This is a genomic window from Novosphingobium sp. (assembly GCF_965228995.1).
In the GTDB taxonomy this organism is placed as follows: Bacteria; Pseudomonadota; Alphaproteobacteria; order Sphingomonadales; family Sphingomonadaceae; genus Novosphingobium.
Genome location: NZ_OZ245852.1, coordinates 4,026,388 through 4,041,389 on the forward strand (window position 1 = coordinate 4,026,388; position 15,002 = coordinate 4,041,389).

General features: G+C 64.4%; 14 protein-coding genes. 5 read left to right on the forward strand and 9 right to left on the reverse strand.

The window, feature by feature from the left end; genetic code table 11:
* Window positions 1-73: 73 nt before the first annotated feature.
* The 5 genes from ACO056_RS18420 to ACO056_RS18440 are packed head-to-tail and all read left to right on the forward strand — an operon-like array spanning window position 74 to window position 5,109.
* Entirely contained in the window at window positions 74-1,048 is a 975-nt protein-coding gene (locus ACO056_RS18420) for a thiamine pyrophosphate-dependent dehydrogenase E1 component subunit alpha (RefSeq protein WP_421849727.1), read from the forward strand.
* A gap of 19 nt (window positions 1,049-1,067) precedes the next feature.
* Window positions 1,068-2,081 carry an alpha-ketoacid dehydrogenase subunit beta gene (locus tag ACO056_RS18425; RefSeq protein ID WP_421849729.1) on the forward strand — a complete coding sequence of 338 codons (1,014 nt, stop codon included), beginning with the start codon at window positions 1,068-1,070 and terminating at the stop codon, window positions 2,079-2,081.
* Between the two features lie 12 nt (window positions 2,082-2,093).
* Entirely contained in the window at window positions 2,094-3,542 is a 1,449-nt protein-coding gene (locus tag ACO056_RS18430; RefSeq protein ID WP_421849732.1) for a 2-oxo acid dehydrogenase subunit E2, read from the forward strand.
* Complete coding sequence (locus ACO056_RS18435) at window positions 3,542-4,087, forward strand: VOC family protein (RefSeq protein WP_421849734.1); 546 nt, start codon at window positions 3,542-3,544, stop codon at window positions 4,085-4,087. Before ACO056_RS18430 ends, ACO056_RS18435 begins: the two co-directional genes overlap by 1 nt.
* A gap of 11 nt (window positions 4,088-4,098) precedes the next feature.
* Window positions 4,099-5,109, forward strand: coding sequence for an NADP-dependent oxidoreductase (locus ACO056_RS18440; protein WP_421849737.1), 1,011 nt, complete (start codon window positions 4,099-4,101; stop codon window positions 5,107-5,109).
* A gap of 39 nt (window positions 5,110-5,148) precedes the next feature.
* Here the strand turns inward: ACO056_RS18440 and ACO056_RS18445 are convergent, their stop codons facing one another.
* From ACO056_RS18445 to ACO056_RS18485, 9 genes are all read right to left on the reverse strand, one after another.
* Complete coding sequence (locus tag ACO056_RS18445; protein WP_421849740.1) at window positions 5,149-6,492, reverse strand: aromatic ring-hydroxylating oxygenase subunit alpha; 1,344 nt, start codon at window positions 6,490-6,492, stop codon at window positions 5,149-5,151.
* Window positions 6,493-6,508: 16 nt separating this feature from the next.
* Window positions 6,509-7,033 carry a nuclear transport factor 2 family protein gene (locus ACO056_RS18450; protein ID WP_421849743.1) on the reverse strand — a complete coding sequence of 175 codons (525 nt, stop codon included), beginning with the start codon at window positions 7,031-7,033 and terminating at the stop codon, window positions 6,509-6,511.
* 4 nt (window positions 7,034-7,037) lie between these two features.
* Window positions 7,038-7,547, reverse strand: a complete 510-nt coding sequence (locus ACO056_RS18455; RefSeq protein ID WP_421849746.1) for a nuclear transport factor 2 family protein — start codon at window positions 7,545-7,547, stop codon at window positions 7,038-7,040.
* The gene (locus ACO056_RS18460; protein WP_421849749.1) at window positions 7,544-8,059 is read right to left on the reverse strand and encodes a nuclear transport factor 2 family protein; all 516 of its coding nucleotides are present in this window, start codon (window positions 8,057-8,059) and stop codon (window positions 7,544-7,546) included. The genes ACO056_RS18455 and ACO056_RS18460 overlap by 4 nt, the downstream gene beginning before the upstream one ends.
* A gap of 3 nt (window positions 8,060-8,062) precedes the next feature.
* On the reverse strand, window positions 8,063-9,442 hold the full coding sequence (locus ACO056_RS18465) for an aromatic ring-hydroxylating oxygenase subunit alpha (RefSeq protein ID WP_421849752.1): 1,380 nt from the start codon (window positions 9,440-9,442) through the stop codon (window positions 8,063-8,065).
* A 36-nt stretch (window positions 9,443-9,478) separates the two neighbouring features.
* Window positions 9,479-11,980, reverse strand: coding sequence for a TonB-dependent receptor (locus tag ACO056_RS18470; RefSeq protein WP_421849754.1), 2,502 nt, complete (start codon window positions 11,978-11,980; stop codon window positions 9,479-9,481).
* Window positions 11,981-12,251: 271 nt separating this feature from the next.
* Window positions 12,252-12,932 carry an SDR family NAD(P)-dependent oxidoreductase gene (locus ACO056_RS18475; protein ID WP_421849757.1) on the reverse strand — a complete coding sequence of 227 codons (681 nt, stop codon included), beginning with the start codon at window positions 12,930-12,932 and terminating at the stop codon, window positions 12,252-12,254.
* An 18-nt stretch (window positions 12,933-12,950) separates the two neighbouring features.
* Window positions 12,951-13,949, reverse strand: coding sequence for an NADP-dependent oxidoreductase (locus tag ACO056_RS18480; protein ID WP_421849760.1), 999 nt, complete (start codon window positions 13,947-13,949; stop codon window positions 12,951-12,953).
* Between the two features lie 93 nt (window positions 13,950-14,042).
* Window positions 14,043-14,993 (reverse strand): SDR family oxidoreductase, encoded by a 951-nt coding sequence (locus ACO056_RS18485; RefSeq protein ID WP_421849763.1) that lies wholly within the window; start codon window positions 14,991-14,993, stop codon window positions 14,043-14,045.
* Window positions 14,994-15,002 lie beyond the last annotated feature (9 nt).

Below are 15,002 nucleotides of genomic sequence, written 5' to 3' on the forward strand. Positions count from 1 at the left end.
GGGTGGCCAAGTGAAACCATGATCCGAGCGCGGCCACCGCCGCCGCGCTGGCCAGCAAACCGGGAGATTGAAGGTGCAACTCAGCCGCGACGAATTGCTGCGGGCCTATCGCCAGATGAAGGTCATCCGCGAGTTCGAGGAACGTCTCCACGTCGATATCCAGACCGGCGAGATCGCCGGCTTCACGCATCTCTACTGCGGCCAGGAAGCGGTTGCAGTCGGCGTGTGCGAGCATCTTTCGTCAGACGACAAGATCGTTTCCACCCACCGCGGCCATGGCCACTGCCTCGCCAAGGGCTGCGACGTGGACGGCATGATGGCCGAGATCTGGGGCAGCCGTGATGGCCTGTGCAAGGGCAAGGGCGGCTCGATGCATATTGCCGATATCGACAAGGGCATGCTTGGCGCCAACGGCATCGTCGGCGCGGGCGCGCCTATCGCGGTGGGCGCAGGCATCGCCGCCAAGATCGACGGCAAGGGCCACGTCTCGATCGCCTTCTCCGGCGACGGTGCGTGCAACCAGGGCACCACGTTCGAGGCGATGAACATGGCCGTCGTCACCAAGGCGGCCTGCATCTTCGTGTTCGAGAACAACCACTATTCCGAACACACCGGCTTCGAATACGCAGTCGGCACCGACAAGGACATTGCCAGCCGCGCGCAGGCGTTCGGCATGAAGGTGTGGCGCGGTGACGGCACCGATTTCTTCTCGGTCTTCGAAACGATGCGCGAAGTGCTCGAATACGTGCGCGTGCCCGGCAATGGCCCGGCGGCGGTCGAGTTCGATACCGAGCGCTTCTTCGGCCACTTCGAAGGCGATCCGCAGCGCTATCGCGGCCCGGGCGAGCTCGACCGCATCCGCGAGACGCGCGATTGCCTCAAGAAGTTCCGCGCCAGCGTCACCGGCGCGGGCCTCCTTTCGGATGCCGATCTCGATGCCGTCGATGCCGATGTGATGGACGCGATCGAAACCGCCGTAACCAAGGCCAAGGCCGCCCCGCGGCCCAAGCCCGAAGACGTCCTTGAAGACGTCTACATTTCGTACTGATTCCCGGGGAGCGCGACCAATGGCAAGAATGATGTATCGCGAGGCGGTCCTCTCCACGATCGCCGAGGAAATGGAGCGCGACGAGAACGTCGTCGTGCTGGGCGAGGACGTGGTGGGCGGCAATGGCACCGCTGGCGGGCCCGAAGCGATCGGGGGCATCTGGTCGACTTCGGCCGGGCTCTACGGCAAGTTCGGCGGCGACCGCGTGATCGACACCCCGATCTCGGAAAGCGCGATCATGGGCGCGGCGGCGGGCCTTGCGCTCGCGGGCAAGCGCCCGGTGGCCGAGCTGATGTTCGCAGACTTCATCGGCGTTTCGCTTGACCAGATCTGGAACCAGCTCGCCAAGTTCCGCTACATGTTCGGCGGCAAGACCAAGTGCCCTGCCGTCATCCGCATGGCCTGGGGCGCGGGCTACAACGCCGCCGCGCAGCACAGCCAGGCAGTGCACCAGATCCTCACCGGCATGCCCGGCCTCAAGGTCGTCATGCCGAGCACTCCGGCCGACGTGAAGGGCCTGCTGCGCACCGCGATCCGCGACGATGATCCGGTGATCTTCCTCGAACACAAGGCGCTCTACGGCGTGAAGGGCGAAGTGCCCGACGACAAGGATTTCATGATCCCCTTCGGCCACGCGCGCCTCACGCGTGCGGGCAAGGATGTGACGATTGTCTCGACCGGCCTGCTGCTCGGCTTCTGCGAAGCGGTGGCGGACAAGCTGGCCGCCGAAGGCATCGGCTGCGATGTGATCGATCTGCGCACCACCAGCCCGCTCGATGAGGAAGCGATCCTCGATTCGGTCGAAGTGACGGGCCGCCTCGTGGTGGTCGACGAGACCAACCCGCGCTGCAGCCTGGCCGGCGATATCTGCGCGATGGTCGCCGAAAAGGCCTTCGCCAGCCTCACGGCCCCGCCGCTCAGCGTTACTCCGCCGCACACGCCCGTCCCGTTCGCGCGCGAGCTGGAATCCGCGTACCTGCCCTCGATCCCCAAGATCGAAGCGGCGGTGCGCAAGGTCCTCTCCTACCGCTAAGGAAGTAGCCACATGGCTGATATCCGCCCCTTCTGCATGCCCAAGTGGGGCATCGAAATGACCGAGGGCACGGTTGCTGAATGGATGGTCAAGGAAGGCGAGGCTTTCTCGCGCGGCCAGGTCATCTGTCTCATCGAAACCGACAAGATCACCAACGAGGTCGAAGCGGAATACGACGCGGTGCTCAAGCGCGTGCTCGTCCCCGCCAGTGATCAGCCGCAGCCGGTGGGCGCGCTGCTCGGCGTGTTCACCGATCCCGCCACCACCGATGCCGAAGTCGATGCCTTCGTTGCCGCGTTCAAGCCCGCGGAAACCGGCGTCGCCGCCAAGGCAACCAGCACCGATGCGGCCCCGGCCGCCGCGGCTGCACCGGAACCCGCTCCAGCTACCGCGCCGGAGCCCAGGAAGATCGTCACCAACCGGCCGATCAGCCCCGAAGCACTCAAGCTTGCCGAAGCCAACGGCGTCGACATCGAGCCCATTCAGGGTTCGGGCCGAGGCGGTCGCATAACCTATCAGGACGTTGTCCAGGCGATGCGCCCGGAGCCAGTCTATACACCGAAGGGCCCCGCCGAACTCCCGGCCGAGACGCGCGCGGTGTTTGCCTCGCCGCTCGCCGCCCGCCTCGCCGCGCAGTACGGCATCGACCTGAGCACACTCACGGGCACCGGCCCGCGCGGCCGCATCTCCAAGGCTGACGTGCTCGGCGCGGTGAAGCCCGCCGCGCCCGAAGCAGGCCCTGCTCCGGCTTTTGGTGCGCCCTTCGTGGCGGTTGCCAATACGCCCGTCGTCCAGCCCTTCGACAAAGTGCGCAAGGTCGTCGCCCGCCGCCTCACCGAGGCCAAGCAGACCATCCCGCACTTCTACTTGCGCGTCTCGGCGCGGGTCGATGAACTCGTCGCGCTGCGCAAGACGGCGAACATGGTCATGGGCACCAAGGCGTCGATCAACGACTACCTCGTCAAGGCTGTTGCCATGGCACTGGTCCGCCATCCGGATGTCAACGTGCAGGTTGCCGCTGACGCGGTGCACAGCTTCCCGCACGCCGACGTTGCCATCGCGGTCGCGAGCCCCAAGGGCCTCGTCACCCCGATCGTGCGCCAGGCCGACCGGATGCACATCGCGCAGATCGCGGCGACTACCCGCGCGCTGATCGACAAGGCGCAGGCTGGCCGCCTGAGCTTTGATGACATGGACGGCGGCACTTTCAGCATCTCCAACCTCGGCATGTTCGGAATCGAGGAGTTCGACGCGATCATCAATCCGCCGCAGGGCGCGATCCTCGCAGTCGGCGGGATCAACCGTGTGGCGACCGAAACGGCGGACGGCGACATTGCGTTCGAGGGCCAGATCAGGCTCTCGCTCTCGGTCGATCACCGCGCGATTGACGGTGCGGCGGGTGCGGGCTTCCTGCAGACGCTGAAAGCGCTGATCGAAGCTCCGGAGAGTCTGTTCAGCTGATGGCTGGCCTGCCCATCCGGCAGGTCGCCTATTTCTGCGCAGACGTGCGCGTGGCGGCGGTTGCGCATCACGCGGTTTATGGCTCGGGCCCGTTCTTCGTGGCGGACAATATCCCCCTCGCGCGCACGGTGCATCGCGGGGTTGAGCGGCTGCACGATCACAGCTCTGCCTATGGGCAATGGGGCGAAGTGATGGTGGAGTTCGTGCAGCAGAACAATCCCGGCCCCTCCCCGTTCCACGACATGTATCCGGAAGGTTCGGGCCGCTATGGGCTCCACCATGTCGCGGTCTTCGTCGAGGATTTCGATGCTGCGCTGGCCGAATTTGCTGCGCAAGGTGCGCCTTGCGCAATGCGTGCGGAAATGGCCGACGGGTTCGTCTATGCTTTCGCCGATACCAGCGCGAGCCTTGGCCACATGACCGAGCTCTATGTCCCGCGCCCCAGTCTCATCGGTTTCTACGCGATGGTTGCCGATGCCGCCAGGGAATATGGCCGCGAAGGCGCCCCTGCGCGCGATCTCATCACCACCATCCGCCTGCGCTGAAAGCTCCTCACATGACCACCAACCGCTTCTGGCAGCTCGATGCCCACCCCTCGGGCGACGATTTCGCCAGTGCGCTTTCCTTCCGCGAGGAAGCTTTGCAGCCGCTTGCTGAAGGTCAGGTCCGCATTGCCGCGCAGTGGCTTTCGATGGATGCCGGCACCCGCATGTGGATGAGCCCGCGCACCGATGGCTACCAGCCGCCGCTGCCGCTCGGCACCAAGATGTCCGGCCTCGTGATCGGACGAATTTCGGAGAGCCGCGATCCCGCTTTCCCCGAAGGCACGCTCGTGCGCGGCTTTGGCCAGTGGGCGGACTATTCGGTGGTCACGCCCGCAGAAGCCGGGCTCATGGCGCTCGACGAAAGCTTGCCTGATCTGCGAGAGCATTTCGGCGCGCTCGGCATGAACGGCTGGACCGCGCTGCTCGGCGTGCGCGACACTGCGCGCATCCAGCCGGGCGAGTGGATCGCCGTATCCGCCGCTGCTGGGGCGACGGGCAGCCTTGCGGTGCAAGTTGCGCGCAACCTCGGCGCGCGTATTGTCGGCATCGCCGGCGGCCCGGCCAAGTGCGCCTACCTGACCGAGGAACTGGGCGCGGATATCGCCATCGACTACAAGGCGGACGACATCGCCGCCCGCCTCGCTGCGGAAGTGCCCGGCGGGCTCAATGCCTATTTCGACAATGTCGGCGGGCCGATCCTCGATGCCATCCTCCCCAACATGGCGCTTTACGGCTGCGTTGCGGTCTGTGGCCTCGTTGCCGCCTACGATGCGGACAAGCCGCTGCCCGGCCCCGCGCGGTATGATCAGGTGCTGATGAAGCGCCTGCGCATCGAGGGCTTTTTCGTCCCCGATCACTTCCACCGCGCCGAGCAATTCATCCCGCCGCTGCGCCAGTGGCACGACGAAGGCAGTCTCGTCTCACGCTTCGACGAAACCCCCGGCCTCGAAAACACGCTCGCCGCCTATGCACGGATGCTGGGCGGCGGTGCGATCGGGAAGGTGTTGGTGAGGGTGGCCTGAGGTAATGCCCTCTCCCCTGAAGGGGAGAGGGCTATCACTTCACCCCGCCATCCACTTTTCCAGATTCTGATGGAAATAGCGCACGCGGCGTTCCTGCCACGCCAGGTAATCGCGCTGGTAGCCGCGCGAATGCAGGCCGCGTTGCTGCGCTTCCCACACCGAGACGTCCTGATCGATACCGGGCCCCGCCGAAACCTCGCCCCACTTGCCCTGCACGTGCGGTGCTGGCACCGAAACATCGACCCATTCGGACATCGACTGCGAATAATACCGCGTCGTGCCTGCGGGAAAGAGTGTCATGTACCACATGTCGAAGTAGCACTTCTCGGGATCGGTCTCGTGGGGCCGCGCGCGCAGCCAGATATTGCCGTCGGGCTTGAGGCTGAACGAGAGGTTCGGGAAGATCGTGTAGTGCCAGTGGTCGGTCAGCTGGTCGTCGTGATAGGTCGAGAAGTCGAAACCCTTCTCCGCCCCCTTCTCGCGCTTCGCCTTCTGCAGCGCCGCCCGGATCTCGCCGGTCTTGCCGCCCCGGAACTGTTCGGGATCAAGGTCCCAGAACTCCAGCTCCTCGCGCAGCATTTCGAGCGTCTCGGCCTCGCCGCCGCGCAGCTGCTTGGTCGGCCCCGCACCCGGCATGAACATGCGCGCATGGCCTTCGGGGTAGAGATCGAACTGGCAGTGGTTGTAGCCGTATTCCATCACGAACTTCGTCTGCGGGTGGACGAAGGGCACGTGGTAGCTCTCGTTGAAGTTGTCCTGCACCAGCTTCCAGTTGAAGTTGCCTTCAATCGTCACCCAGTGCGTGCGCACCATCGCATCCATCGGGTAGGTATCGATCTGGTCGGCAATCGGCCCCATGAACTGGCGCAGCGGGGCTGCGTCCTTGTCCATGTTGATCCATACGAACCCGGCCCAGGTCTCGCACTTCACCTCGACAAGGTTGAGTTTGCCGCAAGGCGAGCCCTGCACAAAATCAGCCTCGTCGGGCACGACCTTGAGCTTGCCGGCGAGGTCGTAGGTCCAGCCATGATAGGGGCACACAAGCCGCTTGGAATGGCCCTGCTCACCCGTCACCACCGGCATCGCGCGGTGCTGGCACACGTTGTAGAACGCGCGCACCGCACCATCATCGCCCCGCACACAGACAATCGTTTCGGGACCGAAATCGGCTGTGAGCCAATCGCCCGCGTTGGGAACTTGCGCCTGCGTTCCCGCGATCTGCCAGGTCTTGGTCCAGACCTTCTCCCATTCGCGGTCGGCCCATTCCTTCGAGAAATAGCGATCGGGCGTGATCGGCGCATTGCCGAGCGGCGGATCGGCCAGCGGGGAGATATCGGCCAGCGAAGTGGCACGGGCACGGGCGAGTTGAGCCTCGGTAGTCATGTCATGGTCTCCTGTTTCAGGCACCGGAAAAGTGATTGTAGGATGGGTCGGCGTGGCCGCGCGCGCCGAAGGCATAGCCCGGCATGGCAGCGCGGTCCCACATGTCGGTCGAGGGCGCGACTGTGCTCCAGTCATAGACGGCGTGGCGATGCGAAATCTTCCATTCGCCGCCCCGCCGCTCGAAGCGGTCAAGATAGCGCCCGGCGGCGACCATGAAGTTATCGCCGCTCTCACCCGGAATGTGGTGATGCGCAATGAAATAGGCCTCGCCCTGCGCCTTGTCGCCGTCGACCTCGATCAGCACATTGCCGATCACATGCTGCGTGCGGCGCATGCCCGAAAGCACGTCCATGACCCACGGCACGAAGTCAGCAGCAGTGCCCTGGTACATGCCATGATCGTCGGTTGCATCGGGGTGGAACACTGCGCGCACCAGATCGGCATCGCAGCGGTCGATCCCGCGCGCGAGGCGGTGAACGAGCTCGGTGCAGGCCATCTTGTCGAGCAGCAGCGCCACGCGGGGATCAAGGTCAGCGGCCATCTTTTCAGTCTCCGGTATAAAGGGGATCGCCGGGCAGGCGCTTCCCATGCCGCGTCAGCGTGCCATAGAGCGGACCGTCCCACTGCGCGGTCGATGGACCATTGCGGCTCCAATCGAGCACGTAGCGCCGGTGTAGCAATCGCCAGTCATCGCCGCGCCGCTCCAGCCGGTCGAGATAGCGCCCGCCCACTTCCATCTCCAGCGGACCATCGGGCCCATCCACTTCATGCCACGCGCGGCAATAGGTCTCCGCCGTAGCATGCGCGCCGTCGATATCGATGAGCATGTTGCCTAGAAAATGCTGCGTTCGGCGCATTGCAGCAAGCGCGGGCACAACCCCTTCAGACCACGCCAGCGCATTGACCTCGCCGGTGCCGTAATCGGCGACCGCTTCAGGCCACCACACCTCGCGCAGCACCGCCAGATCGCAGCGGTCGATCCCGCGCGCATAGCGGTTGAGCACGTCCATGATCGCCAGCCGGTCGGCCAGCTCTTCCGGGCAAATCCTGCTCATCGCAGCCTCATCTCCTCACGGCGGCAGCTGAGATCATGGGGACTGCGGGCACCCCACGGAAACATTGTCTCGCCTCCGGGCAAGTCGGCTGCCGGCTCATCGCGCGCCCAGTCGACCAGCTCGCTGCGATGCGCGATTTTCCACACGCCGCCGCGCCGCTCATAGCGATCAACATATCGCCCCGCGACGAACATGTCGCGCTCGCCGCCTTCCGCAGCAATCCGGTGGTGCGCCTGGAAATAGACCTCGCCGAAGGCCAGGTCCGGGCTCTCGAAATCGATGCGGACCTGCCCGATCATATGGTGGTTCGCCTTGTGCGGCGTCAGCACCCGCTGCGCGAACTCGACAAACCCCGGCGCATCGCCCTGCCAGCCCGCACCGTAATCGGTTGTCGCATCATCATGGAACACCGAGATATGCAGCGCCCGATCGAGCCGGTCCTGCGCGCGCATATAGTCGCAGCTGAGGTCGTAGATGGCTTGCCACGAAACGAGGCGGTCGAGCGGATCCATCGTTCAGGCCTTCGCCAGATACTGGTCGAGCGTCTGGTGGAACTGGCGGATGCGCGCCTCCTGATAATTCCCCAGTGTCTGCCCGCGCTTCGCCGAGCCAAGAAAGCCCTGATACTGCAGCGCCAGATTGTCGGTATCCTGATCGTAGACCCCGCCAAGTCCGGGATTCATCCCCGGCGCCTCGGCATAGGATTGCTCCACGCTCAGCCGCACCGGCTCGGGCGGATGCTCGACCGGCGTTCCCGGCGGCACCAGCTTGAGGAACATCAGATCGAACAGCGAGCGCGAGGGATCGTTGCCGATTGGCCGGAAGCGGTAGATCATCGGCAGCGAGACGCCCGGGAACAGGCACATGTTGGGAAACAGGTGATACTCGATGGAATCGAGCATCTCGCTATCCGAATAGACATCGAGCAGCACACCCAGATCAGCCGACATCTGCTCGCGCAGCAATTGAGCAGCATAGGAGCGCGCTGTGCGGCCTTCGGGAAGCGGTCCGCCGCCTACGCGCATCCGGTCGAACAGCTCGGCCTCGGTCTGCGGCTTGGTGTAATGCGGGCTCGCCACGCCGATGGTGTGCACGAACCGCGTCACGTGGTCGCTGAACAGGTCATATTGCGCATTGGCATCGGCCGCCGTGGGCAGCGCCTGCGCATGCGTTTCGTAGACGTGGTAGGCTTCGAGAAACGCTTCCTGCGCGGCCTTCCAGTTGGTCGGCAGTTCCTTCTGGAGGTGCAGCGCAATCCGCCGGTCAGAGAGGTCCCAGCGCCCCGAGAAATGCTCGGCAAGCGGACCCAATTGCTCCTTCAGCGGCCGCGCATCGGGATCGAGGTTGATGAATACGAACCCGCCCCAGGTTTCCATCCGCACTTGCGGCAGGCTGAATTCCTCGTCCTTCACATGCGGGAAATCCCACCGGCAGGGGAGGTGCGAAAGCTCGCCTTCGAGCGACCAGCGCCAGCCATGGAACGGGCAGCGGATTTCCACTGCACTGCCGCTGGTGTCAGACCGCTTGAGTTGCGTACCCCGGTGCAGGCAGGCGTTGCGATAGGCGCGGATTTCCCCATCATCGCCGCGCACGATCAGGATCGACCACGGCCCGATATCATACGTGATGTAATCGCCCGCCTCGGGGATATGCTCCTCTCGCGCCGCCCATTGCCAGGTTCGCGCCCACATGTAGGTAAACTCGCGCGCCATGAAATCGGGCGAGATATACCGGTCGTAAGCGATGTCTGCATCACCCGCGAAGGCATAGGCCTCGGCGATCAACGCGGGCGGCACCTCCTGCCCGTCGGCCAGGATGATGTCGCGCGTACTCGGCCCCGGGCAGCGCGCGGCACCGGGTTCGGGGGGGAGAGGCAGACTGGTTTCAAGGTTCATGCCCTCAAGCTCCTTCTCTCCGCTCCCCGCCCTGCATCAATACCTGAACGTGGCTTGCAGGCGCACGGTACGCGGCATCGAACCATAGCCGATGATATCGCCCAGTGTCGCGTTGTTGGTGCCGGTGCCCGCGCCCGTCAGCGGCGCGGTACCGCCTCCGATGAAGTAGAACTTGTTGGTCAGGTTCTTGCCGATCACGGCAAGCTGCCAACGATCATTCTCGGCGCCGATCCGGAGCCCTGCATCGACCACGGCATAGCCGGCCTGGCGGGTGTAGGGATCGCCGAAGCTCGATCCGAGGTATGAGCTTGAGGTGCGCGTATCGACATTGCCGCCAAACTTCAGGCCCTTGCCGATTTCGGTTTCATAGGAAACGCCCGCGGTGGCCGTCCATTCCGGCGCGGCGGAAGTCGGTGCGCCGGATAGATCCTGCCGCGGCTGGCCATCGGCCGAAGTGAGCGAACAGCCCGCCGCGATGCTCTGGCCCGACCAGCACGGCGAAATGAAGTTGATGTAGCGCGCCCGGTTGTAGTTCAGCGTGCCGTGGAGCGAGAGGCCGGGCACTGCGCGCGGCGCATATTCCAGCTCGAGCTCGACACCCTTCGACCGCGCCGCGCCGGCGTTGTAGGTCACATAGGCGAAGACCTGCGAGTTGAAATAGTCGATCTGCAGGTTGGTGTACTTGTAGTTGTAGAGCGTCAGGTTCGCGCGCAGCTGGCGATCGAACAGCGTGGTCTTGATGCCCGCCTCGAAGCCGCGGCCGCGTTCGGGATTGAACGCGAGGTCAGCCGAAGGATTGTTCGTCACCAGCGCGGAGTTGATCGCGCTGTTGGAGAAGCCGCCCGATTTATAGGCGGTCTTGTACGCGCCGTAGACCATCACGTCCGAATTGGGCTTCCAGCTCAGCGTCACGTCAGGCGACCAGTCCGCGAACGTCTGGTCACCTGTGAGCACGCCGTTGGTCGCCGCGCTCTGCGGGCGGAAAATGCCGGTCAGCGCCGGGTTCACGTAAGGCTGCGTGAAGAAGCTCTTCTTGGTCTCGTGCGTGTAGCGCACGCCGGCGGTCGCCTCGAGCGTGGGGACGATCTTCCAGATCGCCTGGCCATAGGCCGACAGGGTCTCGCCATCGGTCGCCGAATCCTTGGCATAAGCGACATAGCGCATGCCGGTGGGCGCCGCCGAGTTCTCGATATTGGCGAAAAGCACGGCCTGGAAGAAGGTGCGCTTGGTCTTCTGATAAAGCCCGCCGACCATGATGTTGACCGGCGCATCGAACTTCGTCAGCGCGCGGAGTTCCTGGCTGAAGGCGTGATAGCTGGCGTTCTCCGTCGCCCATACGCCGCCGCCAAGGAAGTCGCAGTCACAGCCGAACTTGTTGTTGTTCCAGTTGTAATTGGTGACCGAGTTCAGCGTGACATTGGTCATGTCATAGTTGATCGTGCCGGTCGCCTGCCACGACTTGTAGGTGTTGTAGAGATCACCGTTGCTGCGGCCATAGGGCGTCGCCTGGGCGATATCGGTGGGGAAATTGTTCTGGTAGAGCTTGAAGCCGCCGTCGCACTTGTAGGCAGGATTCAGCGCAGTTGCGCCGGTCGGGCAGCGGACCGCAGAATAGTTCCAGCCGTTGCCGATCGTGTCGTTCCACGAGCCCGAGGCCTTGAGCGTCGCGGTCAGGCCGCTGCCGCCATCGTACTTCAGCGTGGCGCGGCCGATCAGTTCACGTTCCTGCGGCTGGTCCGCCGCAGCCGCTGCGGCGGTGTGCGGATTGAGCGTGCCGGTTGCAACATCGAACGTGTTGTAGGCCTGTGAGCCTGCAGCATTGCGATAGTACCCGCCGAACATCTTGGAGCCGCGCACCGCAAGGCGCAGGCCAAGCGTTTCGCTGAGCGGGGTTGAATAGATCAGCTCGCCATAAAGCTGGCGCGCATTGAGCTCGTAGCCGACGCGGGCGATGATCTCGCGGTCCTTGCCCGGATCGGCAGTGGTCAAGCTGATCACACCGGCAGTCGCGTTCTTGCCGTAGAACAGCGCCTGCGGACCCTTGAGGATCTCGACGCGGGCGAGGTCGAAAAAGCCCTCGTTGATGACGCGGCCCTGGCCATAATAGACACTGTCGACCACGATCGCGACCGATTGCTCGATGCCGATCGAAGTCGCATTGGAGCCGATGCCGCGCATGGTAAGCTGGGCGCCGGCACCGTTCGAGGCGCGCGCGACAGTGAACTGCGGGGTGGCCGCAGCGATCTTTTCAAGGCTGGTCAGGTCGCGCGCCTGAACGGTCGCGGCGCTGATCGCCTGCACCGATACCGGGATGCTCTGCACGCTTTCCGAGCGGCGACGGGCGGTCACGATGATGTCTTCGACACCGCTCGCGGCGGGTGTTTCTGCCGAGGCTCCGGACTGCGGCGGTGCCGCAGCATCAGCAGCGGCGAGCGCGGGGCTTGCGGCCAGCAGCGTGCCCGGAACGAGCATGGCCAGCAGGGCGAGGCGCGCCGTGCCAGAACGAATTTCCAGTCGCACCGTATCAATCTGGCGCATTTTCCCTCTCCCGCTTCATGACTTCGCCGCCCGGATTCTCTGGGGGTCGGCGAACAGGAGGAAGGGTACCAATCCCGCACCCACGCTCAACTGTTTATAAGGCGTTTGAGCACTTTTGATAGGGAAACCGGCAGATGTGCCGGATCGCTACGACCGCCTCTTTACACCGCATTGCTCCGGCGCCGCGCAGGCTTTCCAAACGCGAAAGCCGGCCCTTTGGCAGGGCCGGCTTTCCTTGTGCATCACCTTGTGATCAGGTTTGAGCCACGCCTTACCAGGCGTGCGTTTCGCCGTTCCACTTGCGGAATTCACCAGTGTCCTCGAGCGACCATTCCGCACCCAGCTTGCGGATGCCGGACGCGCTTTCCTCCGAGGTAATCTGCGCATGCGGCCCGCCCATGTCGGTCTGGACCCAGCCGGGATGGATCAGGCCGATGACAATGCCCTTGCCCTTGAGATCGATCGCGACGGACCGCATCAGGCGGTTGAGCGCCGCCTTGGCCGAGGCATAAGCATACATGCCGCCCATCGGCCAGGCCATCGCGCCGAGCTGGCTGGTGATGTTCATGACCTTCGAGCCTTCGCCAAGACGCGGCAGGAACGCCTGCAACACGCGCAGCGGGCCTTGCACCATGATCGCGAAAGCCTCATTCCACGCATCCCAATCGGCGCTTTCAAGCTCGCCCCCCATCGGGCCGGTCACGCCCGCCACGTTGTAGAGCACGTCGATCTGGCCATCGCCGCTCGCTGCCGCCGCTGCGCGCACCGAGGCATCGCTAGCCACGTCGCAGAGGTGTATCGTGAGCTTCCCGCCTGAAGACGCCGCAAGCTCCTCCAGCCCAGCGCTGGCCTTCCGTGGGAGGGCAATAACGGTATCCCCTGCTGCAACGTGCTGCGCAGCAAGTTCAAGACCAATCCCCCGGGCAGCACCGGTAATCGCAACAGTAGCCATGGCCTTATCTCCTAACCGTCAAAGCTTGAGCAGCTGCTTGCCCTTGTTCGAGCCCGAGAACAACCGCTGCAACGTGGCAGGTGCGTTTTCAAAGCCTTGCTGCACGTCCTCGCGGTAGGCGAGGCGCCCCTCGTTGACCCACTTTACCAGACGGCGGCGGATATCCGGGAACTCGCTGGCCCAGTCGAGCACAATGAAGCCCTGCATCCGCGCGCGGCGGAACACGAGATTGAAGTAGTTTTCAGGACCCGCGGGCAGATTGCCGGTCTCGTACCGGCTGATACCGCCACAGATCACCACGCGGGCATTGGTGGCAATGCAGGCGAGCATGTCGTTGAGGATCTTGCCGCCGACATTGTCGAAGATCACGTTGATGCCGTGCGGCGCCAGTTCCTTGAGCTGCGCACGGATCGGACCGGCCTTGTAATCGATGGCGTGGTCGTAGCCTGCTTCCTTGACCAGCCACTCGCACTTTTCAGGCCCGCCCGCGATACCGATCACGGTGCAGCCGGCGATCTTTGCCAGCTGGCCGACGATCGAGCCAGTGGCACCTGCCGCGCCCGAGACGACGACGACATCACCCGCCACCGGCTCGCCCACCTTGAACAGGCCGCAATAGGCCGTCACGCCCGTGGTGCCGAGGATCGAGAGCATTGCCGTCGGCGGCAAATCGGGCATGCAGGGGATCAGACCCTCGCCATCGTGGACGAGGTATTCGCTCCAGTTGATCGAGCCGGCCAGCGTGGTCCCCACCGGGAACTTGCCGCCATTGCTCGCCACGACTTCGACGATGCCCGAGCCGCGCATGACGTCTCCGATCGCCATCGGTGCGACGTAGTCCGCGATGTTTTCCATCCAGCCCTTCTGCGCCGGATCGAAGCCGAGATAATGCGTCTTCAAAAGCATCTGGCCCGGCCCCGGTTCGGGCAGCGTGGTCGTCACGAGCTTGAGGTCGTCATCGTTGATGGGGCGGCCGCGCGGGTGTCCATTGAGCAGCCATTGGCGGGTTTCAGTCACGTCGGAATCTCCAGGAAGCGTTGTGTTGAAGGCGAGACTAGCGGCAGTGCCGCAAGCACGGACCTACCGAATTGAATGAGCCCCCAAAGGGCACTACCGGCCCATCCCCGCCATGCGCGTCGCCAGAGCGGGGTCGCGCGGATCATTCCAGTCCTGCCGCGCGGCCCATTCGGCAAGGCTTGCGGGCTTGTGCTTGAAATGCGCCGCCATCTCCTCGGGCGTCACCACAAGCGGCGATTGGGCTTGCGCGTTGTACCAGCGGTAGAACTGGGCCATCCCGTCGTAGATCGAGGCTGGTTTCACGTCCGGCGATCCCGTCACCAGGAGGCTCATCGCAGAGGCAAAATCGTCGGGCGTCAGGCTCTTGAACACGATGGACTTGCCCGAAACCTTGCTCAGCGTCGCCGCCACTTCGTCGCCCACCAGCGCCTCCGGCCCGCCGACGCGGTAGCGTCCGCTGGGGAGGTCAGGATTGGCCAGAGCCTCGACCATGAACGCGGCCACGTCATCGAGGCAAATCCACGAGATCTTGAGATCGGGCTTGGCCGGGTAGGCGAACACGCCCTTGTTGACGATTCCGGGCTTGTTCCAGCTACGGATCATGTTGTCCATGAACACGCGCGATTCGATGATCGCCCATTCGCAGCCGCTGCCCGCAATCGCCGCGATGATATCGCGCCGACCGTCCATCGCCGGGCTGCCGATATCCTCGTCCGCGATATGACAGCTGGTGTGGAAGACGATGCGCTTCACCCCATTGGCCTTGCCTGCCGCTGCAATGTTCGCGCCCATCTTCTGCGCCAGAGCGCGGTCGAACACGAAGGGCAGGTGCGCAGCAATCGCGTCCATGCCCTTGGCCGCCGCGATCATCGAGGCTTCGTCATAGATGTCCGCCGCAACGGTCTCGACTTCGGCGAACTCGGTGCCCGCCAGCGCCGCCGGATTGCGCAGGCCCGCCACCGGCGTCATCCCCGCCGCGATCAGCCGCGTCAGCAACGGATGCCCCTGGTCGCCCGTAGCGCCCAGCACCAGAATGCGCTTCATTGAATGCCC

Excerpts from the sequence above, each read along its gene's own strand:
- ACO056_RS18425 (WP_421849729.1), top strand. The coding sequence starts at position 1,068 with ATGGCAAGAATGATGTATCGCGAGGCGGTCCTCTCCACGATCGCCGAG.
- ACO056_RS18430 (WP_421849732.1), top strand. The coding sequence starts at position 2,094 with ATGGCTGATATCCGCCCCTTCTGCATGCCCAAGTGGGGCATCGAAATG.
- ACO056_RS18435 (WP_421849734.1), top strand. The coding sequence starts at position 3,542 with ATGGCTGGCCTGCCCATCCGGCAGGTCGCCTATTTCTGCGCAGACGTG.
- ACO056_RS18440 (WP_421849737.1), top strand. The coding sequence starts at position 4,099 with ATGACCACCAACCGCTTCTGGCAGCTCGATGCCCACCCCTCGGGCGAC.
- ACO056_RS18445 (WP_421849740.1), bottom strand. The coding sequence starts at position 6,492 with ATGACTACCGAGGCTCAACTCGCCCGTGCCCGTGCCACTTCGCTGGCC.
- ACO056_RS18450 (WP_421849743.1), bottom strand. The coding sequence starts at position 7,033 with ATGGCCGCTGACCTTGATCCCCGCGTGGCGCTGCTGCTCGACAAGATG.
- ACO056_RS18455 (WP_421849746.1), bottom strand. The coding sequence starts at position 7,547 with ATGAGCAGGATTTGCCCGGAAGAGCTGGCCGACCGGCTGGCGATCATG.
- ACO056_RS18460 (WP_421849749.1), bottom strand. The coding sequence starts at position 8,059 with ATGGATCCGCTCGACCGCCTCGTTTCGTGGCAAGCCATCTACGACCTC.
- ACO056_RS18465 (WP_421849752.1), bottom strand. The coding sequence starts at position 9,442 with ATGAACCTTGAAACCAGTCTGCCTCTCCCCCCCGAACCCGGTGCCGCG.
- ACO056_RS18470 (WP_421849754.1), bottom strand. The coding sequence starts at position 11,980 with ATGCGCCAGATTGATACGGTGCGACTGGAAATTCGTTCTGGCACGGCG.
- ACO056_RS18475 (WP_421849757.1), bottom strand. The coding sequence starts at position 12,932 with ATGGCTACTGTTGCGATTACCGGTGCTGCCCGGGGGATTGGTCTTGAA.
- ACO056_RS18485 (WP_421849763.1), bottom strand. The coding sequence starts at position 14,993 with ATGAAGCGCATTCTGGTGCTGGGCGCTACGGGCGACCAGGGGCATCCG.